The 24,271-nt window shown below is 60.9% G+C and carries 21 protein-coding genes and 1 other RNA gene; 8 read left to right on the forward strand and 14 right to left on the reverse strand.

Annotation, left to right across the window (positions count from 1 at the left end):
- Positions 1–5 precede the first annotated feature (5 nt).
- From mraY to rsmI, 9 genes are all read right to left on the reverse strand, one after another.
- Positions 6–1,088, reverse strand: coding sequence for a phospho-N-acetylmuramoyl-pentapeptide-transferase (gene mraY, locus BLU48_RS20540; protein WP_004371987.1), 1,083 nt, complete (start codon positions 1,086–1,088; stop codon positions 6–8).
- Positions 1,088–2,458, reverse strand: coding sequence for a UDP-N-acetylmuramoyl-tripeptide--D-alanyl-D-alanine ligase (locus tag BLU48_RS20545; RefSeq protein WP_057021533.1), 1,371 nt, complete (start codon positions 2,456–2,458; stop codon positions 1,088–1,090). Before BLU48_RS20545 ends, mraY begins: the two co-directional genes overlap by 1 nt.
- The gene (locus tag BLU48_RS20550) at positions 2,451–3,914 is read right to left on the reverse strand and encodes a UDP-N-acetylmuramoyl-L-alanyl-D-glutamate--2,6-diaminopimelate ligase (RefSeq protein WP_057021534.1); all 1,464 of its coding nucleotides are present in this window, start codon (positions 3,912–3,914) and stop codon (positions 2,451–2,453) included. The genes BLU48_RS20545 and BLU48_RS20550 overlap by 8 nt, the downstream gene beginning before the upstream one ends.
- Entirely contained in the window at positions 3,914–5,656 is a 1,743-nt protein-coding gene (locus BLU48_RS20555) for a peptidoglycan D,D-transpeptidase FtsI family protein (protein WP_164484468.1), read from the reverse strand. The genes BLU48_RS20550 and BLU48_RS20555 overlap by 1 nt, the downstream gene beginning before the upstream one ends.
- Complete coding sequence (ftsL, locus tag BLU48_RS20560) at positions 5,656–5,949, reverse strand: cell division protein FtsL (protein ID WP_003171871.1); 294 nt, start codon at positions 5,947–5,949, stop codon at positions 5,656–5,658. The genes BLU48_RS20555 and ftsL overlap by 1 nt, the downstream gene beginning before the upstream one ends.
- A complete protein-coding gene (gene rsmH, locus BLU48_RS20565; protein ID WP_057021535.1) occupies positions 5,946–6,893 on the reverse strand; it encodes a 16S rRNA (cytosine(1402)-N(4))-methyltransferase RsmH in 948 nt (315 codons plus the stop codon). Before rsmH ends, ftsL begins: the two co-directional genes overlap by 4 nt.
- Positions 6,890–7,345 carry a division/cell wall cluster transcriptional repressor MraZ gene (mraZ, locus tag BLU48_RS20570; RefSeq protein ID WP_003171868.1) on the reverse strand — a complete coding sequence of 152 codons (456 nt, stop codon included), beginning with the start codon at positions 7,343–7,345 and terminating at the stop codon, positions 6,890–6,892. Before mraZ ends, rsmH begins: the two co-directional genes overlap by 4 nt.
- Positions 7,346–7,700: 355 nt before the next feature.
- Positions 7,701–8,054, reverse strand: an RNA gene (gene rnpB, locus BLU48_RS20575) — RNase P RNA component class A.
- A 96-nt stretch (positions 8,055–8,150) separates the two neighbouring features.
- Positions 8,151–9,056, reverse strand: coding sequence for a 16S rRNA (cytidine(1402)-2'-O)-methyltransferase (gene rsmI / locus BLU48_RS20580; protein WP_164484812.1), 906 nt, complete (start codon positions 9,054–9,056; stop codon positions 8,151–8,153).
- Between the two features lie 184 nt (positions 9,057–9,240).
- Here rsmI and BLU48_RS20585 point away from each other — a divergent pair, with 184 nt between their 5' ends.
- The 4 genes from BLU48_RS20585 to BLU48_RS20600 all read left to right on the forward strand — a co-directional run bounded on the left by BLU48_RS20585 (position 9,241) and on the right by BLU48_RS20600 (position 12,674).
- Positions 9,241–11,037 carry a penicillin-binding protein activator gene (locus BLU48_RS20585; RefSeq protein WP_138233647.1) on the forward strand — a complete coding sequence of 599 codons (1,797 nt, stop codon included), beginning with the start codon at positions 9,241–9,243 and terminating at the stop codon, positions 11,035–11,037.
- Positions 11,037–11,408 carry a YraN family protein gene (locus tag BLU48_RS20590; RefSeq protein WP_046070957.1) on the forward strand — a complete coding sequence of 124 codons (372 nt, stop codon included), beginning with the start codon at positions 11,037–11,039 and terminating at the stop codon, positions 11,406–11,408. Before BLU48_RS20585 ends, BLU48_RS20590 begins: the two co-directional genes overlap by 1 nt.
- Positions 11,409–11,502: 94 nt before the next feature.
- Positions 11,503–12,096, forward strand: coding sequence for a phosphoheptose isomerase (locus BLU48_RS20595; RefSeq protein ID WP_007904374.1), 594 nt, complete (start codon positions 11,503–11,505; stop codon positions 12,094–12,096).
- A complete protein-coding gene (locus BLU48_RS20600; RefSeq protein ID WP_043050538.1) occupies positions 12,093–12,674 on the forward strand; it encodes a BON domain-containing protein in 582 nt (193 codons plus the stop codon). The genes BLU48_RS20595 and BLU48_RS20600 overlap by 4 nt, the downstream gene beginning before the upstream one ends.
- A 69-nt stretch (positions 12,675–12,743) precedes the next feature.
- On the opposite strand, the gene BLU48_RS20605 is transcribed toward BLU48_RS20600, so the two are convergent.
- On the reverse strand, positions 12,744–13,517 hold the full coding sequence (locus BLU48_RS20605; protein ID WP_046070956.1) for an OmpA family protein: 774 nt from the start codon (positions 13,515–13,517) through the stop codon (positions 12,744–12,746).
- A 213-nt stretch (positions 13,518–13,730) separates the two neighbouring features.
- Complete coding sequence (locus BLU48_RS20610; protein WP_057021536.1) at positions 13,731–14,375, reverse strand: MBL fold metallo-hydrolase; 645 nt, start codon at positions 14,373–14,375, stop codon at positions 13,731–13,733.
- A gap of 164 nt (positions 14,376–14,539) precedes the next feature.
- On the opposite strand from BLU48_RS20610, the gene BLU48_RS20615 reads away from it, so the two are divergent.
- Genes BLU48_RS20615 through BLU48_RS20630 form a run of 4 tightly spaced genes read left to right on the forward strand, consistent with a single transcriptional unit; the run spans position 14,540 to position 17,976 of the window.
- Positions 14,540–15,133, forward strand: coding sequence for a paraquat-inducible protein A (locus BLU48_RS20615; protein ID WP_043050535.1), 594 nt, complete (start codon positions 14,540–14,542; stop codon positions 15,131–15,133).
- Positions 15,130–15,774, forward strand: a complete 645-nt coding sequence (locus BLU48_RS20620; RefSeq protein WP_057021537.1) for a paraquat-inducible protein A — start codon at positions 15,130–15,132, stop codon at positions 15,772–15,774. Before BLU48_RS20615 ends, BLU48_RS20620 begins: the two co-directional genes overlap by 4 nt.
- Positions 15,755–17,404: a PqiB family protein gene (locus BLU48_RS20625; protein WP_056845497.1), complete on the forward strand. Its 1,650-nt coding sequence runs from the start codon at positions 15,755–15,757 to the stop codon at positions 17,402–17,404. The genes BLU48_RS20620 and BLU48_RS20625 overlap by 20 nt, the downstream gene beginning before the upstream one ends.
- Entirely contained in the window at positions 17,401–17,976 is a 576-nt protein-coding gene (locus BLU48_RS20630; RefSeq protein WP_231988981.1) for a PqiC family protein, read from the forward strand. Before BLU48_RS20625 ends, BLU48_RS20630 begins: the two co-directional genes overlap by 4 nt.
- A 12-nt stretch (positions 17,977–17,988) precedes the next feature.
- Here BLU48_RS20630 and BLU48_RS20635 read toward each other — a convergent pair whose 3' ends face one another.
- The 3 genes from BLU48_RS20635 to BLU48_RS20645 form a co-directional block, all read right to left on the reverse strand.
- Entirely contained in the window at positions 17,989–20,718 is a 2,730-nt protein-coding gene (locus BLU48_RS20635) for a LuxR C-terminal-related transcriptional regulator (protein WP_057021538.1), read from the reverse strand.
- A gap of 251 nt (positions 20,719–20,969) precedes the next feature.
- On the reverse strand, positions 20,970–22,334 hold the full coding sequence (locus tag BLU48_RS20640) for a DUF1329 domain-containing protein (protein WP_043050531.1): 1,365 nt from the start codon (positions 22,332–22,334) through the stop codon (positions 20,970–20,972).
- A 42-nt stretch (positions 22,335–22,376) separates the two neighbouring features.
- Positions 22,377–24,236 carry a DUF1302 domain-containing protein gene (locus tag BLU48_RS20645; RefSeq protein WP_043050530.1) on the reverse strand — a complete coding sequence of 620 codons (1,860 nt, stop codon included), beginning with the start codon at positions 24,234–24,236 and terminating at the stop codon, positions 22,377–22,379.
- Between the last annotated feature and the right edge of the window lie 35 nt (positions 24,237–24,271).

A 24,271-nucleotide genomic window follows, 5' to 3' on the forward strand; every position in this document is an offset into this window, starting at 1 on the left:
CGTTTCTACCTCAGTTTCAGGGTGGCAAGGCCGACCAGTACCAGAATCACGGTGATGATCCAGAAGCGGACAATCACGCGTGGCTCGGGCCAGCCCTTGAGTTCAAAGTGGTGGTGGATCGGTGCCATGCGGAACACGCGACGCCCGGTCAATTTGAAGGAAGCCACCTGGATGACCACCGACAGGGTTTCCATCACGAACACGCCGCCCATGATGAACAGCACGATTTCCTGGCGGACGATCACCGCGATGGTGCCCAGGGCTGCGCCCAGCGCCAGTGCGCCGACGTCGCCCATGAAGACTTGTGCGGGGTAGGTGTTGAACCACAGGAACCCCAGGCCGGCACCAATCAGCGCGCCGCAGAACACGATCAACTCACCCGCGCCCGGTACATAAGGAATCAGCAGGTATTCAGCGAATTTCACGTTACCCGACAGGTAGCAGAAGATGCCGAGCGCGCCGCCCACCATCACCGTCGGCATGATCGCCAGGCCGTCGAGGCCGTCAGTCAGGTTGACCGCATTGCTGGAGCCGACGATCACGAAGTAGGTCAGCACCACGAAACCGATGCCCAGGGGAATGCTGGCGTCCTTGAGCATCGGGATGATCAGGGTGGTCTCGACTGCGCTTGGGGCCGTTGTGTACAGGAAGATCGCCGCGGCCAGACCGAACACCGACTGCCAGAAATACTTCCAGCGGCTTGGCAGCCCCTTGGAGTTTTTCTCGATCACCTTGCGGTAGTCATCGACCCAGCCGATGGCGCCGAACAACAGGGTCACCAGCAGCACCACCCACACGTAGCGGTTGTGCAAGTCTGCCCAGAGCAAGGTGCTGATGCCGATGGACGACAGGATCAACGCACCGCCCATGGTCGGGGTGCCGGACTTGGACAGGTGCGACTGAGGGCCGTCATTGCGAACCGATTGACCAATTTGCAGGTTCTGCAGGGTGCGGATCATCCACGGCCCCAGGAACAGCGACAAACACAACGCGGTCAGCACACCCAGGATCCCGCGCAGGGTCAGGTACTGAAAGACCGCGAAGCCTTTGTGGAACTGTTGCAGATACTCAGCCAGCAGCAGCAGCATTAATGTTTCTCCGTACTTGAGCCACACAAGGCTGCGACGACGTTTTCCATCACCGCGCTGCGCGATCCCTTGATCAAAATGGTTGTGTTTTTATCGCGTTCACCAGCGGCCAGCGCCTGGATCAATTCAGCCTGCGTCGCGAAATGCCGCGCACCAGGGCCGAAGGCACTAACGGCGTGCGCCATGTTCGGGCCGACCGCGTAGAGCGCGTCGACCTTGGCGCTGGCGTAAGCGCCGACTTCGCGATGGGACTGCTCGGCCCAGTCGCCCAGCTCGGCGATATCCCCCAGCACCAGCACCTTGCGACCATCGAAACCCTTGAGCAGGTCTATGGCGGCGCAAACGGAAGACTGGTTGGCGTTGTAGGTGTCATCAATCACGCGCATGCCGTTGCTGGCCAATTGCGCTACGGTGCGGCCCTTGACCGGCTGCACTGCGCCCAGGCCCGTTGCGATACCGAAGAGCGACACACCCAGCACATGGGCGGCGGCGGCGGCGGCCAGGGCGTTGGCGACGTTATGGTTGCCCAGCAGGTTCAACTGCACGTGCTCGTCGCCTTGCGGGGTGTGCAAGGTAAAGGACGGGCAACCACGAGCGTCAACACGGATGTCGGAAGCATGGAAATCGGCGGCCGCATTCAACACCGCAAACGTCAGCACCTTGCGACCGGCGGCGCGTACACGCCAGGTCTCGAAAGCCTTGTCGTCCAGGTTAAGCACGGCAGTGCCCGCGGCGTCGAGGCCTTCAAGGATTTCGCCCTTGGCTTCGACAATTTTTTCCGGGCCGCCGAATTCGCCGACATGGGCGGTACCGGCGTTGTTGATGATTGCAACGTGGGGCTTGGTCAGCGCCACGGTGTAGGCGATTTCGCCGATACGCGAAGCGCCCAGCTCGATCACTGCCGCGGTGTGTTCCGGGGCCAGTTCAAGCAGGGTCAGCGGTGCGCCGAAGTCATTGTTCAGGTTGCCACGGGTGGCGAGTACCGGCCCGCGAGTGCGCAGGACACCGGCGAGCAATTCCTTGACCGTGGTCTTGCCGCTGGAGCCGGTGACGGCCGCTACCGGCTTATCGAAGGCGGCACGGTTGAGCGCACCCAATTGGCCCAAGGCCAAGCGGGTATCGGCAACCAGCAGTTGCGGCAAAGTGGAGTCTGCCACTTCGCGCTGCACCATGGCGCCGACGGCACCCTTGGCGGCGACTTCGTTGAGGTAGTCGTGACCATCAAAACGCGGGCCTGACAGCGCGACAAACAATTGCCCCGGCTGGATATTGCGGCTGTCGATACTGACGCCGGTGAACGTGCAGTCGCTCGACAGTACACGGGCCGACAGGGCCTGGGCCAGTTCGCTGAACTTCATCGCCTTAAGCATGGGCGGCCTCCCAGGCGGTCAGGGCGCGGTCGGCCTCGACCAGATCGGAGAAGGCATGGCGTTCGCCGTTGATTTCCTGGTAGTCCTCGTGGCCTTTGCCCGCCAGGACCACCACGTCGTCAACACCAGCGCTGGCAATCAACCGGGCAATGGCGGCACCGCGGCCGGCAACGAAAGTGGCCTTGGCGGCATCTTTGAAGCCGACACGGATGTCGTCGAAAATCTGGCTCGGGTCTTCGCTGCGTGGGTTATCGTCGGTAACGACTACACCATCAGCCAGACGCTCGACGATCTCGGCCATCAACGGACGCTTGCCGCGGTCACGATCACCGCCGCAGCCGAACAGGCAGAGCAATTTGCCCTTGGCGTGCGGGCGCAAGGCCTCAAGGACTTTTTCCAAGGCGTCCGGGGTGTGGGCGTAATCGACCACCACCAACGGCTGCGTGCCGCCACCCAGGCGCTGCATGCGGCCAGCCGGGCCTTCCAGCTTCGGCAGCACGCGCAGGATTTCATCCAGAGCGTAATCCAGGCCCAGCAACGCGCCGATGGCGGCGAGCAGGTTGCTCAGGTTGAAACGCCCGAGCAGGGTGCTGCGCAAATGATGCTCGCCCTGGGGCGTGACCAAGGTGGCGCGCACGCCTTCGTCATTGAACTGGGCTTCACGGCAAAACAGGTATGCGCTGGTGTCCTGCAGGCTATAGCTGATCAGGCGCGCTTCGCTGTCTTCGCCAGCCAGTTGACGGCCGAATGCGTCGTCGAGGTTGACCACCCGGCATTTCAAGTCATTCCAGGCAAACAGCTTGGCCTTGGCAGCGGCGTACGCCTCCATGGTGCCATGGTAATCGAGGTGGTCGCGGGAAAGGTTGGTCATCACCGCTACGTCAAAGGCCAGGGCCGTAACTCGGCCCTGGTCCAGGCCGTGTGAAGAGACCTCCATGGCAACCGCCTTGGCACCGGCCTTTTTCAGGTCGGCCAGGGTCGCTTGCACGGCAATCGGATTCGGCGTGGTGTGCAGGCCGCTTTGCAGCGCGCCATAAAAGCCGGTGCCCAGGGTGCCGACAATGCCGCAGTGCTGGCCCAACAGATCAAGGGCCTGGGCGACCAATTGGGTCACGCTGGTCTTGCCATTGGTGCCGGTCACACCCACCAGGTTGAGGTGGCGGCTCGGGTCACCGTAGAAACGCCCGGCAATATCGGAAAGCTGCGCTGCCAAGCCCTTGACCGGAATCAACGGCACGTCGGTGATCGGCAGCACGGTGGCGCCTTCCACTTCATAGGCCACGGCGGCCGCACCGCGTTGCAGGGCGTCGGCGATATGCGCACGGCCATCGAACTTGCCGCCGGGCACCGCCAGGAACAGGTCACCGGCGCGTACATTACGGCTGTCCAGGCTCAACTCGCGAATCAGCAGATCGCGGCCGGCATGGGCAAAAATCTTGTTCAGGCTCAGAGACATCAGCCGCGCCCTCCATTGGCTTTTACAGCGGCGGCCGGCGGTCCGGCGTTGGCTTGTTGGGTCGGCGGCAAGTTGTCCGGCGTGATGTTCATCAGGCGCAGGGTGCCGGACATCACTTTGCTGAACACCGGCGCCGACACCAGGCCACCGAAGTAGCCGGCTTTACTTGGCTCGTCGATCACGACGACGATGGCGTAGCGCGGATCGCTCATCGGGCCGAAGCCGGCGAACAGCGAACGATAGGAGTTTTCGGCATAGCCCTTGGTACCCACCGAGGTCTTACGTGCAGTACCGGACTTGCCTGCCACGTGATACGCCGGGACCTGGGCACGGAATACGCCACGCGGTGCTTCGATCACTTGTTGCAGCATGCCCTGGATGGTCTTGGCGACGTTCTCCGGCATGACTTGGGTGGCTTGCGGCGGTTCGTCGACATGGATCAGGCTCAGCGGGACCATGCGGCCGTTATTGGCCAATACCGAGAATGCATGGGCCAATTGGATCGCGGTCACCGACAAGCCGTAGCCGTAGGAAAGCGTGGCCGTCTCGGCCTTTCTCCACTCGCGATAGTTCGGCAGGTTGCCGACGCGCTCACCCGGGAAGTTGAGACCGGTGGGTTGCCCCAGGCCGATTTTTTGCGCCAGGCGATAGATGGCCTCGCCGCCGATATCGAAGGCGACCTTGCTCATGCCGACGTTACTGGAGTTGATCAGGATACCGGTCAAATCCAGGATCGGGCCTTCGCTGCGGGACACGTCACGAATGGTGTACTTGCCCAATTGCAGCGTGCCTGGATACACCTCTACCTTGTCACTGGGTTTCCAGCGCCCGGTTTCCAGGGCGGCACTCATGGAGATGGCTTTCATGGTCGAACCTGGTTCGAACACGTCGATCATTGCGCGGTTACGCATCATCGCCGGTTGCAGGTTGCGACGGTTGTTCGGGTTGTAGGTCGGCTGGTTGACCATGGCAAGGATCTCGCCGGTCTTCACATCCATGATCACCAGGCTGCCGGCCTTGGCGCCGTTCTCCATGATCGCGTTACGCAGTTCACGGTTGGCCAGGTATTGCAGGCGCAGGTCAATCGACAACGCCAAGGGCTTGCCGGCCTTGGCGTTCTTGGTGACCTGGACATCCTTGATCAATCTGCCGCGCCGATCCTTGATGACCTGGCGCTTGCCGGGCACACCGGCCAGCCATTCGTCATAGGCCAGCTCTACGCCTTCGCGGCCATGGTCATCAATATCGGTGAAACCGACCATATGCGCCGTGGTTTCACCCGCGGGGTAGAAACGACGAAACTCCTCGATGCCATAGACGCCGGGGACTTTAAGGTCGAGCACTTGCTGGCCTTGTTCGGGGGTGAGGCCACGAACCAGGTAGATGAATTCCTTATTGGCCTGGGCTTCCAGGCGCTCGGTCAGGGCTTTGCGGTCTTGGCCGAGCGCGGCGGCAAGCTCAGGCCACTTGTCCTTCGCGACCTGCAACTCCTTGGCATTGGCCCACAGGGTGGTCACCGGGGTACTGACGGCCAGGGGCTCGCCGTTACGGTCGGTGATCAGGCCACGGTGCGCAGGAATCGGAATATGTCGCAGGCTTCGGGCATCACCCTGGCCGATCAGGAAGTCACGATCGACCACCTGCAGGTCGAAGATGCGCCAGACGATCGCGCCCACCATCAATGCCAGCAAGCCAAGCATCAGACGGAAGCGCCATGGGTAGAGTGCGCCTTCGAGTTTCATCATGGCGCCACCATGCGGACTTCGGCCGCGCCAGGGATGTGCATCTTCAACTGTTCGGTGGCCAGCACTTCGATACGGCTGTGGGCCGTCCAGGTGCTTTGCTCGAGGATCAACCGGCCCCACTCCGCCTGGGCTTTATCACGCACGCTCAATTCCCCGTACAGGGTATTGAGCAACTGGCGGTTCCAATGGGCGCTGTAGGACACCGCAATCGCGGACACCAGCACGCCGATAAACAGCAGCAACATAAAGAAGCTGCCGCCCGGGAGGGGCTTGGCGAAAAGCTTGCTCACCGCAGCTTCTCCGCGACGCGCATGACGGCGCTACGGGAACGTGGGTTGGCCTTGAGCTCTGCTTCGGAAGCGAACTGCGCTTTACAATGGATTTTGATTTTCGGCACAAAGGCTTCGAAACGCACCGGCAGGTTGCGCGGCAGGTTGTCGGACTCGCCCTTGACCAGACGACGCATGAACAGTTTGACGATGCGGTCTTCCAGGGAGTGGAAGCTGATCACCACCAGACGACCGCCCACTTCCAAGGCGTCAAGCGCGGCTTCAAGGCCGGCTTCCAGGTCGCCCAATTCATTGTTGACGTGAATGCGCAGGCCCTGGAACGCACGAGTCGCCGGGTTCTTGCCTTTTTCCCACGCAGGGTTGGCGACCTTCAGCACTTCGGCCAGGTCGGCGGTACGCTCGAACGGCTGGATTTCACGGCGCTCGACCACGGCGCGTGCCATGCGCCCGGCAAAGCGCTCTTCACCGTATTCCTTGAATACGCGGGCGATTTCTTCCACCGGAGCCGTGGCGATGAACTGCGCAGCGCTGACACCACGCGTAGGGTCCATGCGCATGTCGAGGGGGCCGTCGTTCATGAAGCTGAAGCCGCGCTCCGGGTCGTCGAGCTGGGGCGAAGACACGCCCAGGTCGAGCAAAACCCCGGCCACCTTGCCCGCCATGCCGCGCTCGGCGACTTCGGCACCCAACTCGGCAAAGCTGCGTTGCACAACGACAAAGCGGCCGTCTTCGGCCGCTAGCGCTTGCCCGGTGGCAATCGCTTGAGGGTCTTTGTCGAACCCGAGGAGCCTACCGTCGGGTCCGAGCTGGCTGAGTATCAACCGGCTGTGCCCACCCCTGCCAAAGGTGCCGTCCAAATAGCAGCCATCCGCGCGTACGGCGAGAGCCTCGACGGCTTCGTCAAGCAGTACGGTGATGTGGTTAAAGCCGCTATCAATAGTCACAGGATCAAATCACGCAGTTCATCAGGCATGGCGCCCGGTTGTTGAATAGCAGCCAGGTCTGCTGCAGACACAGCATCCCAGGCATCTTCGTCCCACAATTGGAACTTGTTCAGTTGGCCCACCAGCATTGCGCGCTTGTCGAGCTTGGCGTACTCGCGCAGACGCGGTGGCACCAGGAAACGACCGCTGCCATCGAGTTCAAGGTCGACGGCATTACCGATCAGCAAACGCTGGAGGCGGCGGTTTTCTTCACGCAATGAAGGCAGCGCGCGCAACTTGGTTTCAATCAACTCCCACTCATCGAGGGGGTAAACACACAAACAAGGGTCAACGGCGTCAATCGTGATGATCAACTGGCCTGAACTTCGCGAAATGAGCTCGTCACGATACCGGCTCGGCATGGCGAGACGGCCTTTTGCATCGAGACTGATAGCGTTAGCTCCGCGAAACACAGATGCGTTTCTCCAAATTTTAGCGTTTTACGTTCAAAAAACCCACTTTGTGCCACTTTCCGCCACTTGCGCACACTATAGGAATGCGCCTACCACACCGTCAAGGCGCGTATTCAAGGAAAAGCCTTACAGAACGGAGATTTAGGAAGGTAAAAGGAGGAGAAACCAGAGTTTGACGATGTTTTTGACTCAACAACGGCAAATAGCTCAGAGAGCTACGACCTAAAGTTAAAGTAATTTATTAAGAGTAAGATTTTTTTGGTATTACGAAGATGCATCTGCCAATGATTTGGCAGGGAGGGATTCTTGCGTTACTACCGGGTTTGCGCACGAGATTCGAACGCAAGGAAAAAAGGTGGAGAGTCGATCTGTAAGCCGGGTTCTGTCTTGAACAGTCATTCGTCTACGATGGCCATCACTGGACATCTTTAGCAACCTACCCGGTCCCAGCGCGGGCCACGCCTTGGGACCCTATTTGGTCTTGCTCCAAGTGGGGTTTACCTAGCCACGAACTGTTGCCAGTCGTGCGGTGCGCTCTTACCGCACCTTTTCACCCTTACCGGCACCGAAGTGCTTAGGCGGTTATTTTCTGTGGCACTTTCCGTAGGCTCACGCCTCCCAGGCATTACCTGGCACTTCGCCCTATGGAGCCCGGACTTTCCTCCCCCCCCTAATTTTCATAGAGGGCAGCGACTGTCCAATCGACTCTCCGCCGCGCAGGTTAACGGCACGGCGGCGTCAGGACAAGTATTAAAAGTCCCGCGGTGCCATCACGTTCAGACGCAATACAGGTTCGCCCCCGGAACTATTCGGCTTTCTGCTTATCCAGCGCCACCTGGTACAACACATTTTTGCGCACCCCGGTAATTTCCGCCGCCAAGGCCGCGGCACGCTTGAGCGGCATTTCCTTGAGCAGCAAATCGAGGATGCGCATCGCCTCGCTCCCCACCGCATCTTCATTTTCCGGCGCAGTCCAACCCGCCACCAGCACCACGCACTCACCCCGCTGCTGATTGCTGTCGCCTTCGACAAATGCGCGAAGCTCTTCCAGCGGCAAGCCCTTGAGGGTTTCAAAGGTCTTGGTCAGCTCCCGGGCCAACAGCGCCAGGCGCTCACCGCCAAACACCTGCTCCATGTCCTGCAGGCACTCCAGGATACGGTGCGGGGCTTCGTAGAAGATCAGGGTGCGCGGCTCTTCCTTCAACGCTTGCAGGCGTGCGCGACGCCCCACCGCCTTGGCCGGCAAGAAGCCTTCAAAGATAAAGCGGTCCGATGGCAGGCCAGCGGCAGATAATGCAGCGATCAGCGCGCAGGCTCCCGGAACAGGCACTACATTGATACCAGCGGCGCGTGCCTGACGAACCAAGTGATAACCCGGATCGGAAATCAAGGGCGTACCCGCATCGGAGATTAACGCCACGTCATCGCCGGCCAGCAGGCGCGTGATGAAACGGCTGCCTTCTTCACGCTCGTTGTGCTCGTGGCATGCCGCTAATGGCGTGCTGATTCCAAAATGCTGCATCAACCGCTGGGAGTGCCGCGTGTCTTCGGCCGCGACCAATTTAACCTCGCGCAACACTTTCAGCGCCCGCGCACTGATGTCGTCCAGGTTGCCAATGGGCGTCGCCACGACAAAAAGCGAGCCTGCAGTGGAATTCAATGGACCTGGAGCAGTCAAAACGCACACCTCGATGGTTGGCAAAAGCAACATTGTAGCGCGTAGACGCCTTGAAAATATGCCATCACGGTGGATGCCGATTCAGCCACCGTTAGTTAATCGCAACATTTGCACGACCTAAATCGACTGTTTCACGCCACTAACGTCGCGCCTGGGCCAGTGCTTGGGTACACTTCCACGCTAATTTGATCGGTATCAGGAACACTTACATGATCGCTTGCCTGCGGCTGCTCTCTGCCTCGCTGCCTTGCTGGCCGCTTGCGCCAGCTCGCCCTCGTCCAGCCTTGGCGACCTTCCACGGACCCCGGATGCCAGTATCGAGCAATTGCTCGAACAGGCAACGAACGCCAAGACGCCAGAAAAGGCCGCCATGTTGCGCCTGAGTGCGGCTGACCTGGCCTACCAGCAGAACAACCCTGCCCGCTCGTCGCAGATTCTTGCGCAGGTGCCCCTGGATGTCCTGAAGCCGGCCGCTCAAGTATTTGCCAGCACCCTGGCCGCCGAACTGGCAATGACGCGTAATCAGCCTAAGGCGGCATTGGCGGCGCTGAACCATCCCAGCCTGCAAAGCCTGAAGGAGCTGCCGACAGACCAGCAGATCCGCACCGGCACCGTGCATGCCCGCGCCTATGAAGCAGATGGCCAGACCCTCGCCGCCGCTCGCGAGCGGGTAGCCATGGCACCGCTGCTCACCGGGGATGCCGCTGCAAGCAACCACGAAGCCATCTGGGTATTGATTGCTGCGTTGCCTGCCGAACAGCTGCAAGCCACCGGCAACCCGACACTGGACGGCTGGATTACCCTGGCCCAGGCGGTCAAGGGTGCCGGCACCCTGGAGCAACAACAAGCCGCCATCGATACCTGGCGCGCACAGAACCCGGGCCACCCGGCCGCGGTTCAACTGCCTACGCCGCTGACCAAGCTCAAGGAACTGGCCAGCCAGCCATTGAACAAGATTGCCGTGCTGCTGCCGCAGGAAGGCCCGCTGGCTTCGGTTGGCAAGGCGCTGCGTGAAGGCTTCATGGCGGCTCACTACCAGGCCGAACAAGCCGGGCAGAAGGCGCCGATCATTGAGTTCTACGACAGCTCGCGCATGACCTCCCTCGACGACTTCTACGCCAAGGCCCAGGCCGCCGGCGTGCAATTGGTGGTTGGCCCGCTGGAAAAACCACTGGTCAAGCAGCTCAGTGCACGCCCGCAATTGCCGATCACTACCCTGGCGCTGAACTACAGCGAGACCGATCAAGGCCCGGCACAACTGTTCCAGTTCGGCCTGGCCGCTGAAGACGAAGCCCGTGAAGTGTCGCGTCGTGCCCGCGCCGATGGCCTGCATCGCGCCGCCGCCATGGTGCCCCGTGGCGAATGGGGCGAGCGTGTGTACAAGGCCTTCCGCCAGGATTGGGAAGCCAATGGCGGCACCGTCATGGGTGTCGAATATGTCGATCAGCCCGTGGCACTGGCCCAGCAGATCGCCGATCTGTTTCAGCTGCGCAAAAGTGAAGGCCGTGCCAAGAGCCTGCAGAGCACGGTCGGCACCGACGTTGCCGCCCAGCCTTCGCGTCGCCAGGACATCGAGTTCATCTTCCTGGCCGTCACCCCGCAACTGGCCCAGCAGATCAAGCCGACCCTGAACTTCCAGTACGCCGGTGATGTGCCGGTCTACGCGACATCCCACGTATTCAGTGCCAGCGGCGACCGCAACCAGTACCTGGACATGACCAACGTGATGTTCTGCGAAACCCCTTGGCTGCTTAATACCACCGACCCGCTGCGCAACCAGGTGGCCGCGCAATGGCCACAAGCCAATGGCAGCCTGGGCCGCCTGTACGCCATGGGTGTCGATGCCTACCGCCTGGCGCCACGCCTGGGCCAGCTCAAGGCGCTGCCGGACACCCGTGTCGACGGCCTCTCGGGCAACCTGGGCATCAGCGCCAACCAGCGCGTTGATCGCCAGATGCCATGGGCGAAATTCGTCGGCGGCGACATCCAGCGCCTTCCAGATACCCCGCGCTGATGCCCGAGCGGTCCAGCGCACAAAGCGGCAAGGATGCCGAACTCCAGGCACTGAAATACCTGCAACAACAGGGTCTGCGCCTTTTGGCGCAGAACTGGTTGTGTAAACGCGGAGAGCTTGATCTGGTCATGCTTGACGGCGATACAGTAGTATTTGTCGAAGTCCGCTATAGAAAACACGCACAATGGGGTGGCGCGCTCGCCAGTATCGACGGGCGCAAGCGTCAGAAGCTGATACTCGCTGCGCAGTTCTTCCTGCAAAAAGAGCATCGCTGGGCTGACAGCCCCTGCCGTTTCGATGTGGTAGCCATGGAAAGCACACCATCGGGTCCCGCTGATTTGAACTGGCTCAAGGATGCCTTCGACAGCTGACCCACCCGGCACCTTCACCCCACACTTTTTGCTCTTTGCTTTGCGGGCTGCACATTACCTGTGCCAAACAGCCGCGCTACTTAAGGTCACACAGATGGACATGCAATCCCGAATTCGCCAGCTTTTCCAGGCCAGCATCGACACCAAGCAACAGGCGATGGACGTACTTGCACCGCACATCGAGCAAGCCAGTCAGGTCATGGTCAACGCCTTGCTCAACGAAGGCAAAATGCTTTCGTGCGGCAATGGTGGTTCGGCTGGCGATGCCCAGCATTTTTCGTCCGAGCTGCTCAATCGCTTTGAGCGTGAGCGTCCGAGCCTGCCGGCCATTGCCTTGACCACCGATTCGTCGACGATCACCTCGATCGCCAATGACTACAGCTACAACGAAATCTTTTCCAAGCAGATCCGCGCCCTCGGCCAGCCGGGCGATGTGTTGCTGGCGATTTCCACCAGTGGCAACTCGGCGAATATTATTCAGGCGATCCAGGCCGCACATGATCGTGAAATGATTGTCGTAGCCTTGACCGGACGCGACGGCGGCGGCATGGCTTCGCTGCTGCTGCCCGAGGACGTAGAGATTCGCGTCCCGGCCAATGTCACCGCACGCATCCAGGAAGTCCACCTGCTGGCGATCCACTGCCTGTGCGATCTGATCGACAGCCAACTGTTCGGGAGTGAAGAATGACCGTTAACCGCCTCAGCCTTATGGCCATTACGCTGTGCCTAGCCATCAGCGGCTGCAGCTCGGCAATCACCGCCACACGGGACACCCCCATCCAGGACGACAGGGGCACGCGCACATTCGGCAGCACCATTGATGATTCGCTGATCGAAACCAAGGTCAAGGTCAACGTCGCCAAGGCCGCCACCGACCTGGGCAACGGCGCATCGCGCATCGTGGTGACCAGCTTCAACGGTGTCGTCCTGCTGGCAGGGCAAACACCCCGCGCCGACCTCAAGGCCCAGGCCGAGCAAGCCGCCGCGGGGGTGCAGCGGGTCAAGAAGGTCCATAACGAGTTGCAGGTCATGGACCCGATCACCCTGCTGGCCATCAGCAACGATGCCTTGTTGACCACCAAGATCAAGGCGCAGATGCTCACCGACAGTGCGGTCCCGGGTTCGCGGATCAAGATCGTCACCGATAACGGCATCGTCTACATGATGGGCCTGCTGACCCAGGCCGAAGCCACCCGTGCCGCCAACCTGGTACAGGGCGTGTCCGGTGTGCAGAAGATCGTCAAGGTGTTCGAATACATCGACTGATGTAGATCGACAGCAACAAAAAAGGGCGCCGTGCATTGACTGCATGGCGCCCTTTTTAGTGAGCAGGGTTTATTGGTACTGCTGGTATGGATTGCCCTGGAACTGGTTGTTCTGCTGTGGCACCTGCTGTTGCTGACCCGGCTGACCGTACTGCTGGCCGGGGATAGGGCCGAGGTTGACCTCTACGCGACGGTTCTGGGCACGGCCATTCACGTCGGAGTTGCTGGCAATCGGGTTATCCGGGCCGGCACCGCGGGCGCTCAGGTTGGCAGCGCTGACGCCCTGGGAAGTCAGGTAGTTGGCCACGCTCTGGGCACGACGCTGGGACAGGTCCATGTTCAACTGACGGCTGCCGGTACTGTCGGTGTAGCCGACGATCTGGATGGTGTTCTGGTTGAACTGCTTGAGGGAGTTGGCCAGGTTGTTCAGCGGCTGGTAGAAGCTGCTGGAGATCGCGTCCGAGTTGGTGGCGAAGGTAATGTTGCCCGGCATGATCAGCTTGATCTGGTCGCCCTGGCGCTGCACTTCCACTCCGGTGTTGGCCATGCTTTCGCGCAGTTTTTTCTCTTGCTGGTCGGCGTAGTAGCCATAACCAGCGGCGCCGGCACCCGCGACGACTGCACCAATCAGCGCGCCCTTGCCACGGTTGTTATGGTCAATGGCCGCACCAGCCAACGCGCCGGCCAGCGCACCCAGGCCGCCGTACTTGGCGGTCTTGCTCATACCGCTTTCGGAACCATTGCTGGCCTGTCCCTGGCTGCCGTCATATGGATTAGGTGAAGCGCAGCCAGACAACAGGGCTACGGCGGTAGCGACAACAAGCAGACGACGCGGAGTAAACATGAAGGGAAGCTCCTACTTTTGCATTCTGTGATGCAGAGGACATTGGCAATGGACCTGTGCCGAGTTTGGAACACGACCAGCGGTAAAAATTCCGTGGCCGCCGCCCATGCTGTAACAAAAGGTTAGCCAATGTCACCGCTACAGGAACCGTAGCAGACGCAGGCAGAAAACGACCTGGGTTTTTGCTGCAGCGCTTGTCAGACTCATTCACGATCAAGCGCGCACGAAGGGATTTTCCCGCATCTCGTCGCCCAGGCAGGTGTCCGGCCCATGACCGGTGACCACCGTCGCGCCTTCGTCCAGCGTATACAGGCGCTGCTTGATCGAGCGCACGATTGTCGCCTGGTCGCCGCCCCATAAATCGGTGCGCCCCACGCCGCGCCGGAACAAGGTGTCACCGGCAATCAGCAACTTGGCATCGGCAAACCAGAAACTCATCGAACCCGGCGTGTGCCCTGGTGTGTGCAAGGCCACGCCACAACCGCAGGCCAGTTCCTCGTCATCTTCCAGCCAGCGGTCCGGCGACGGCACCGGGACATAGGGCACGCGAAACATCTGGCACTGCATTTCCAGGTTGTCCCAGAGGAATTGATCTTCTTTATGCAGGTGCAGCGTCGCGCCGGTCTTCTCCTTCAACTGCCCGGAGGCCAGGAAGTGATCCAGATGGGCATGGGTGTGGATAATGCTCACCACCTGGAGGCCCAGGGCAGCGAGCCGCGCCAGGATCAATTCAGGGTTGCCGCCCGGGTCGACCACAATGGCTTTTTTGCTGATCGGGTCACCGATGATGGTGCAGTTGCATTGCAACGGGCCGACGGGGAAAGTTTCGCGGATCAACAGGCTTTTCTGGTTAAGCATGGGACGTTCCTGCAAGCTCTATGGCATTCCTGACACAGTATGGTTGACCTTGCCCCAGATCTGGAAGGCATCGAATTTGCGTTGCATCAAATGCTAAGCTACTCAAGCGCCATCGAACCCAGCAACAGCCAGGACCGCAGCGTGTCGCGTTTGGAGCAAGACGTATGGCGAATCAACAGCAGGTCATCTGCGAACACTGCGACTGCGTGTACGAAAAAGTCACGCTCGCCAAACATCAAACCGCCCTGTGCGTACGCTGCGCGGGCGTATTGCAGCGCCATAACGGCCTGACGGTGCAACAACGCCTGGCCCTGACGGTAACCGCAGCGGTGTTGTGGACCTTCGCCAACTTTTACCCGGTGATGAGCATCAGCCTGCAGGGCTTGAAAAACAGCGCGACGCTCTGGGATTCGGTAGTGGCGTTGAGCCTGGGGCCGATCACGTTTATTGCGTTGGTGGCGGCAATTTCCATCATTATCGCGCCGGTGTTTCAACTGCTGTTGCTGATCTGGGTATTGAGCTTCGCCTTGGCCGGCCGACGCTCGCCGGCATTCAAGCTGTGCATGCGCTGGCTGGAAGCCCTCAGGCCCTGGAGCATGCTGGAAGTCTGCCTGCTGGGTGCGATGGTCGCGGTGTTCAAGCTGGCCGGTATGCTGGATGTAATCCCCGGCACCGGCCTGTTTGCCCTGGCCGCCCTCAGCCTGTTGCTGATCCGCATTGCCGGGCGCGATGTGCGCGACCTGTGGGACACCGTATGAATTCACCGCCCACTGCCCGCGAGCTCAACCTGTGCCTTTGCCACACCTGCGGCCAGGCCTGCGACATGCTTCAAGAGCCCACCGAGTGCGACCGCTGCGGCGCGCCCTTGCACCGGCGCAAGGTTCAGTCCCTGACCCGAACCTGGGCCTACATGCTCACCGCCCTCGCCTTTTATGTACCGGCCAATTTACTGCCGGTGATGAACACCACCATGCTCGGCTCGGGGGCGGACAGCACCATCATGAGCGGCGTGCTGGAGTTCTGGCAGCATGGCGCCTGGGACATTGCCCTGATCATTTTCATCGCCAGCATCGCCGTGCCGGGCATCAAGTTCGTGTCATTGGCACTGTTGCTGGTCACCGTGCAGCGCAATAGCCTGTGGGCGCGCAAGGAGCGCTCCAAGCTGTTCCGGTTTATCGAGCTGATCGGCTATTGGTCAATGCTCGATGTGATCGTGGTCGCACTGGTGGCCGCGCTGGTGAGGTTCCAGGCCCTGGGCACGATCGAGCCGCGCCTGGGCATTCTGTTTTTTGGCTTGGTGGTGGTGTTTACCATGCTCGCGGCCATGAGTTTCGACCCACGGCTTATCTGGGAAAACCCACACTATGAGGAGCGTTCGGATGACGCCACACGACGTTGACACCCCAGCAGGCAAGCCTGCGATCAAGACGCGTCGCTTCAGCGTTTCACTGGTGTGGATCGTACCGATTGTCGCTGTGTTGGTGGGCATCTCGCTGGTGATTCACAGCGTCATGCAACAAGGCCCGACCATCACCCTCAACTTCAAGACCGGCAGTGGCCTGGTCGCCAACAAGACCGAAGTCAAATACCGCAACGTGGTGATTGGCCAAGTCACAGGCGTCGCATTGAGCGATGACCAGAAAAGCGTCAACGCCACCGTCGAGTTGTCCAAGCAGGCGGAAAGTTTCACCCGCGAAGATTCCAAGTACTGGGTGGTGCGCCCACGTATCGGCGCAGGCGGCGTATCCGGCATCGACACCCTGCTCTCCGGTGACTATATCGGCGCCGATATCGGCCAGTCCGAGACCCGCGCCAAACAGTTCACAGGCCTGGAAAATCCGCCGCCCATCACCTACGGCGAGCCAGGCAAGCGCTTTACCCTGCATACCCAGGGCCTGGGGTCGCTGGATATCGGCTCCCCGGTCTATTACCGCAAAATCCCCGTGGGCCAGGTGGTGGCCTATGAGCTGGACAGCGAAGGCAAGGGCGTGAATATCGAAATTTTCGTGCATGCGCCCAATGACCTGTATGTCACCGAGAACACCCGCTTCTGGAATGCCAGCGGTATCGATTTGAGCGTCGGCGCCAATGGCTTTGCGTTGAAGACCGAATCCGTGTCGTCCATGTTGATGGGCGGGATCTCCTTCCAGGCCCCACCCTACAACCCCAACGACAAGCCAGCCGAGGAAAACCGCGGTTTTGAACTGTTCGAAGACCAGCAAAGCGCCCTCGCCCCGCCCAATGGGAAGGGGCAATACATGGTCCTGCGCTTTGACCAGGCCCTGCGCGGGCTGAAAGTCGGCGCGCCGGTGGAATTCCTCGGCGTCGAGTTCGGTAAAGTGGTGTCGATCAACCTGGATTTCGATGCGAAGAAACGCAGCTTTCCGGTCAATGTCGGCATCGTGATCTATCCGCAACTGCTCGGCGAAGCCCACACCAAGCTGCTCAAGGCCATGAACAATAACCCTGACGATGAGGCGGCTGGCGTGCGCCTGATCGGCAGCTTCATCGAAAACGGCCTGCGCGCCCAGGCTCGCAGCGGTAACTTGCTGACCGGCCAGTTGTACATCGCCCTGGACTTCTACCCCAAAGCCGAGAAAGTCGCCTTTGACCCCAACCAACGTCCGGTTGGCATTCCCACGATCCCCGGCAACCTGGAACAGTTGCAGGAGAAGCTCGAAGGCATCGTCAACAAGCTCAGCCAACTGCCTGTCGAGCGCATCGCCGGCAACCTCGACGCCAGCCTGGTCGAACTGCGCAAGGGGCTGGCGCAATTCAACGCCAAGACTCTGCCGGGTGTTCAGACGACACTGGCCGACGTGAGCAAGACCCTCCAATCAGCCAGTTCTACCCTGGCCGAAGACTCGCCGCAGCGTGAACAACTGACGCAGACCCTGGATGAACTGGCGCGCATGTCGCGCTCCTTGCGCGAACTCTCGGATTACCTTGGCCGGCATCCGGAGTCGCTGATTCGCGGTCGTCCCGATAACGCCGCGCCGACCGACCTGCAAGGACCACCGCGCAAATGACCATTGGAGCCGCCATGACGTTGCCGTTGAAGATCACGCTGCTGACCTCCCTGCTGCTGCTCGCAGCGTGTCGCAGTGAACCCATTGCCTTCCACACCCTGACCCCGGTGCACTGGAGCAACAGCTCGCGAGCGGATGCCGGCGGCGTGCGCATTGACAGCATCAGTGTGCCGCCCCAGGTTGACCGCGCGCAGATAGTGGTGCGCCAGGGCGACAGTGGGTTGGCGATTCTTGAAACCCAGTGGTGGGCTGCCAGCCTCGCCGACGAGCTGAGGAGCGCGTTGGTGGATCAGTTGGCCAATAGCAATCCGCAGCAGGCTGTGGCCTTGCGCGTTGAAGTACAGCGTTTTGACTCGGTCCCCGGGCGGTACGCGTTGCTCGACGTGCGCTGGCGCCTGCGACAGGTCAACGGTGATCGCCCGGCCCTGACTTGTCGCAGCACCTTGCAGTCACCCGCAGGGCCGAGCATCGACGAGCTGGTGGTGGCACACCAGAACAACCTCAAGCGTTTCGCGGCGTTGATCAATCAGACGGTCGACACGTCACTCAAAGGCTGCCCTGCCGCCCAATAAACCGCGATGCACTCAGGCCAGCAGGCCCATGGACTTGGCTCGCGCCACCGCCTGGGTTCGACGCTCCACGCCGAGTTTGCTGTTGATATGGCTGGCGTGGGTCTTCACCGTATGCAGGGAGATAAACAGCTGGTTGCTGATTTCCTGGTTTGAACAGCCTTGCGCAATCAATTGCAACACCGCCAGTTCCCGCGTGCTCAGGGTTTCTTGATGAGGCGAGGCCTCGACCACACGGGCTTGAGGCAGCAGCGCCAGCAAGCTCTGGTTCAGCAGGCCCTGGGCCTCCTTGCCCAACTGCTCGCGCATCCAGTCCGGGTAACCCTCCAGCAACCGCTGAAATGGCTGTAGCGCGCCGCCTGCACCAGCTTCAAGTGCGCGAGCCAATACCGTCCTGGCCTTGGCCTCCTGGCCACACTCCAGCAGGAGCTGTGCCTGCTGGGTCATGGCCATCAGGGCAATCATCTGGCGCCCACTGTCATGGGCCTGTTGCGCCAGTCGTTCGAGGCGTTGCAGTGCAATGTCGGGCTGATGGCGCGTGGCATCCAGGGCAGCTTGTTGCAGCTCGATATGCTGTGGCAGGTGCGGATGAAACTCCGGGGCGGCGGCGGCGTGCTCACCGTTGTAGGTCTGCCCGAGCCGGCTCAGCCAGGCATCGGCCAAGTCAGTGCGCCCCTGGGCCAGCCACAATTCGCATTTGATCAGGGTGATCATCGCCAGATAGTAGATTGGCGGCACGTCCCAGATATGCATCAAGCGCTCGGCTTCGGCCAGCTCGGCAAAGGCATTGGAAAAATCGCCACGCCGGCCTTCGAAGTTGGCGATCACGCAATGCCCGATCAAAACGCTGATGTCCCGGCAAGCGCGGGCTTCGGCCAAGCCGGCGCGCAAGCGCACAAGGCCGGCTTCGGGTTGGTAACGCGCCAGCAGCAGGTAGCCTTCATAGAGCGACAACCGCGCGCGCACGGCGTACAGCCGTTGGGGTGCCAGGCCGTGCAGGCGCTCCAGGCCCTGGCGTACTTCGTCCAGGGAGCGCAGGATCTCGCCCCGCGCCTGCAGCACGCGGGCCCGGTCGTAATGAGCCAAAGCTTCAAACAGTGGGTTACCGACGCGCTGCGCCAGTTCCAGGGATTCGCGGTTCAGGCCCCGGGCGCGCCACAGGTCGGCATCGACTATGGCCAGGTTGGACAGGGTCGACAGGCACATCAGGCGCTGGCCGTAGCGCTTTTGCGGCAGGCTTTCCAACGCCTCATGGCAATAGCGCTGGGTCAACTCGCGATCCCCGCGCCCCCGGGCAATGATCCCGCTCAGTGCCAGCCATTGGGCCAGCATGGATTTCTGCGCGGTGGCCGATGGCGCCGGCAGGAAGCGGCTGAGGTAGCTGGACAGCTCCTGCGCCGCATCCAATTGGCACGCCAGCCCCAGTGCCCAGCTATACAGCACGATCAAGCGCGGTGTGCTGATCAGCAGACTGTCGGGCAAGTCCATCTTCCAGCGCAGCAGCATGCCGACATTCTGCTCCGCCAACAGCTGCTCTTCGGACAGGTTCTGCACCAGGTTCGCCGCCACATCCAGGTGACCGGCCCGCAGCGCCTGCTCCACCGCTTCGTCGATCAACCCCTGGGCGTTGAACCAACGGCAGGCGCGCAAGTGCAAGCTGGCCGGCGGCAAGGTAGCGTTCTTCTCGCGGCGGGTACGCAGCAGGTCCGAAAACAAATGGTGATAACGGTACCAATGGCCTTGTTCATCCAGAGGTACCAGAAATACCTGGTGAGCCTGCAGATAACGCAGGATTTCTGCGCTGTCATGGGCTTCGCGCACCGCGTCGCACAACTCGCTGCAAAAGCGCTCCTGGGAGGCCGTGTCGTACAGGAACCCTTGCACCTCCACGGGCAGGCAATCGATGACTTCTTCGAGCAAATAATCGCGAATCAGCCCTTCACCACCGTGCAGGCTCTGGGGCAAGGCGCCGTCACTGCCAGCTTCGGAGGCCGCCAGCAGCCAGAAGCGTAGGCCGGCGACCCAACCCTCGCTACGGCGGATCAAGTTTTCCAACGCCTCGCCGCGCAACGCACTGCTGTGCCCATCCAGCACAGCCAGGGATTCGTCATGGGTCAGGCGCAGGTCTTGCTCATGCAGTTCCAGCAGGTGCCGCGACAGGCGCAGGCGCGCCAGGTGCCAATCGGGGCGCTGCCGACTGGTAACCATAACCAACAGCCCATCGGGCAAATGGTTGAGGAAAAACTGCAGGCAGCGATCCAGCACCGGCCCCTGGGCCAGGTGGTAGTCGTCCAGCACCAGCAACAAAGGCGAGCGCGTAGACAGGTGCACCGCCAGCTCATCGAGCAGGCCATCGAGCCATTCTTCAAAGGCAAAGGGTTGATGGCGCTGGCGCATTTTCAGCAAACCGAGGGATTGGCCGCCGAGCTGTGGAAAGTACTGCTGCAAGCCGTCCAGCAGCCGTTCCAGGAAGCGCCCGGGGTCACTGTCCCTTGGGCTCAGGCCCAGCCACAGGCTTTGCCAATGGGCTGGCAGGCCCTGGCAGAACTCCACCGCCAACGAACTCTTGCCGAACCCCGCAGGGGCGCAGACCAGCAGCAGTCGCCCGTCCAGGCCGGCATTCAGCCGTTCGCACAGGCGCGGGCGCAGCACGTAGCCGTCAGGTAGCGGGGGCCTGTAGAAACGGCCTTCCAGGGTCGGAATCACCACGCTGGCAGGCCCGTGGATTCGGGACAGATCAGTCATCGCCGGGCTCTTGTAGAAGGCTGTTGTCGGCATTGCAGATGTCCGCAGACTAGCGGTAAAAGCGGCGCGATTGTAGATCTTTGCAACAAATGGCTGAAAAAGAACTGCGACAAGAAATATCCCAGATGGCAGCACAAACAAAAAGTGGGAGGGGGCTTGCTCCCGATGGCGGTGGATCAGCCAATGCATCTATCGACTGTCGCGCCGCTATCGGGGGCAAGCCCCCTCCCACAGGGGTGCACTGGTGTGGGTTAGCGAACACCGTCCTGGCGCAGGGCCGCTGGGGTGAAGTCGCTGGTGGTGGCGGTGAAGCCGAAGTCATAGGCCTGTTTCTCTTCGTTCTTCATGCCCAAGGCCAGGTAACGGCCGGACTGCAGGTCGTAGAGGGTTTCCAGGGCGTACCACGGCACTTGCTTGTCGTAGTAGTTCTCGGCATGGGCTTCGGCGACTCGCCACAGTTGGCCGCGACCGTCGTAGTGGTCGATCACCGCCGCTTGCCAGGTGTCTTCGTCGATGAAGAAGTCACGCTTGGCGTAGATGTGGCGCTGGCCTTCCTTCAAGGTGGCGACCACGTGCCAGACACGACGTAGCTCATAGCGCGTCAGGTCCTGATTGATGTGGCCGGCCTTGATGATGTCGGCGTACTTGAGCTTGGGATCGTCGATCTTGTAGCTGTTGGAGGCGATGTAGATTTCTTTCTTACCTTCCAGCTTCCAGTCGTAGCGATCCGGCGCACCGTTATACATGTCGAGGTTGTCGGACGTACGCAGGCCGTCAGCGGCAGTACCCGGCCCGTCGTAGGACACTTGTGGCGCCCGGCGCACGCGGCGCTGGCCGGCGTTGTAGACCCACGCCGAACGCGGCTCCTTCACTTGGTCCAGAGTTTCGTGCACCAGCAGTACACCACCGGCCAGGCGGGCCGGTGCGGTGACTTGCTGCTTGAAGTAGAACAACACGTTGCCCGGGTTTTTCGGGTCGAAGTCCTTCATTTTGTCGCGGAACACGAACTGGTCGCGGAAGTACACCAGGCTGTAGGACCCGTTGGTTTGCGGAGTAGCCTGGGTGACCAGGCGGGTCACGCTGCCGCCGCGATAACGGGTGATGTGGTTCCAGATGACTTCGACGCCACTTTTTGGAATCGGGAAGGGTACGGCGGTCTCGAAGTTTTCCAGGCCGTTGCCGCCGGACACCAGGTTGGTGGTGGTAGCGTTCTTCTTGATCGAGGCAAACACATCAGCCGGCACGGTGGCACCACGGTGGGTCGGGTAAACCGGCATCTTGAAGCTGTCCGGGTAACGCTTGAACATCGCGTACTGCCCGGGGGCCAGTTTGTCCTTGTACTGCTCGACGTTCTGCGCAGTGATGGTGAACTGCGGTTGTTCACTGGCGTATGGGTTGGCCAGGAACCCCTTGGCATCCACGGCGCCGGCATTGGTGGGCAGTGGTGACCATTTAGGAATGGTGCCAGCCGCGTTGCCCGCCATCTCGGCGCCCATCGGGGTCAGGGTCGTGCCGAGCTTGGCGGCTTCATCCGCCGAGACTGCCGCCATGACGTTGCTCGCCAGGATCGACAGCCCAAGCACACCCACGTGCAACAGACTTTTAGTTATTTTCATACTCTGGTCTTCCTGAATACATGCCACTTGAAAAGAGTGTGCTTAGAAGTTGGCGCCGAAACTCAAGGCGACAAAGTCGCGGTCATCCACAGTGCTGAACTTGCCACCAAAGAAGTTGGTGTAGGCCAGGCTCGCGGTGTAGGTGTTCTGGTATTCGGCATCCAGGCCCAGGCTGACCGCCTTGCGCCCTTCTTCAAAGTTGCCGCCGGGACCAGGCGAGTAGCCCTTGACGTCATGGGACCAGGCCACGTTGGGCTTGAGGTTGACGCCAGCGAACACGTCCGGGTATTCCCAGATGGCACGGGCACGGTAGCCCCAGGAGGTTGCGGTGGTGTAGCCGTCGTTGTTGCAGTTGGTGTTCAGGCCGGCAGCGTTGGGCAGGCCGGCGCCGTTGGCGGTGGAGTTGTTAAGCGCGGCGCAGAAGCCACCCGGCAAGGTACCTGGGCCGAACACTGGATCACGGCCATAACGCGCCTGGGATTTGCTTTCCAGGCCCCCAACATGGGTCACACCGATTTCACCGACCGTGGTGAGGCGGCTGGCGCCCATGACTTGGTCGAAGAAGTGCGTGAAGGTGGTCTGGAACTGAGTGACTTCCTTGCGGTTGTAGCCATGCAGATCCTGGCCGGGCGAACCCTTGAGCACGGAAGCATTGCCAAAGCCTGGGATCGGCGTGACACCGGCAAACAGAATGTCGGTGGTGCTCAGTTGCACCGGAGCGTTTGGCCGATAGCTCAATTCACCACTCCAGGCGGTGCCGGTAGGCAGCGTGGTGGAGAAGCTCAAGCCATAGAGGCGGATATCTTCAGGATACTCGACGAAGTAGTTCGAACTGCCGGCGACGATCAGCGGACGCAATGCCCCCAGCGGGCCCAAAGGACGAGTATAGGCCGCCGATGGCGCACCCTGTGCACTGAAGATCGGCGCACGGCTGTGGTAGTTCATGAAGTAGGCGCCGAACTCGGTGTCCAGCGGCTCGAAGTTGTAGTGCATGGCCACGCCGAACTGGCCGCTGTCCCGTGCGTCACGGTCCGGCCCACGGCGCACCAGCACGCCCTCGCTGTTGACGTCCACACCCAGGGCACCCAGGGTCGGCAAGGCTGCGGCCGGGATGGTCGAGCGCTTGTTCAGTACCCGCAGGTTATTGCTGCAACCATCGGAGATCACGTCCGGCTGCGAGAAGAAGGTGCCGCAGTTATCGGTAACGGTCTGGTCCCACTCCAGTTGGTAAAACGCCTCTGCCGACAGGTTGTCGGTAAGCGTCTGGGACACATAGAACATGTTGACCGGGATCAAGCCTTCCTTGATCTCGGCGCCGGGACGACGGAACGCCGACACATCGATCGGGTTGATAGAGTTGATGCCGCCGCCGATGAAGGTACTTTCACCCCAGCTCACCACCTGCTTGCCAAACCGCACCGAGCCCGGCGCATCGGCAATCGAGTAGTTGTGGTAGACGAACGCATCGAGGATCTGCCCGCCCGAAGACTTGGCGCCTTCCTTGCGGTTGTTGTCACTGATGTCCTTGAACTGACGGCTTTCGTCCTTGAGTTCGAAGTCGTACCAGTACTTGCCACGCACAAACACACCGGTGTCGCCGTACTTCAGTTCCAGGTCGTGGATGCCCTTGAAGATCTTCGAGAACGTCTCGCCGCGCTTGAAGTTCAAGTGGCCGTCATCGGAAGTCTGGGACAAGCCCTTGCCACCGTTGTTGGCACCGATCAGGTCGCGGTTGGGCTTGGCCGTGGACCAGCTTGCCCCGACGGAAAGCGACGAATCAAAACTCCCTTCGATTTCACCAATGTTGAAACTGACGCCGAATGCGGGCCCGGCGAGCGTAGAAGCGAGACTGACGGCCAGGGGCAGTCTTGCCCGGCGCCAGAACTGGTTTACTGAGGTCATCGACGCTACTCCATGTGCATTTTATTGTTATGGCA

The sequence above is a fragment of the Pseudomonas synxantha genome (assembly GCF_900105675.1).
Taxonomy (GTDB): Bacteria; Pseudomonadota; Gammaproteobacteria; order Pseudomonadales; family Pseudomonadaceae; genus Aquipseudomonas; species Aquipseudomonas synxantha.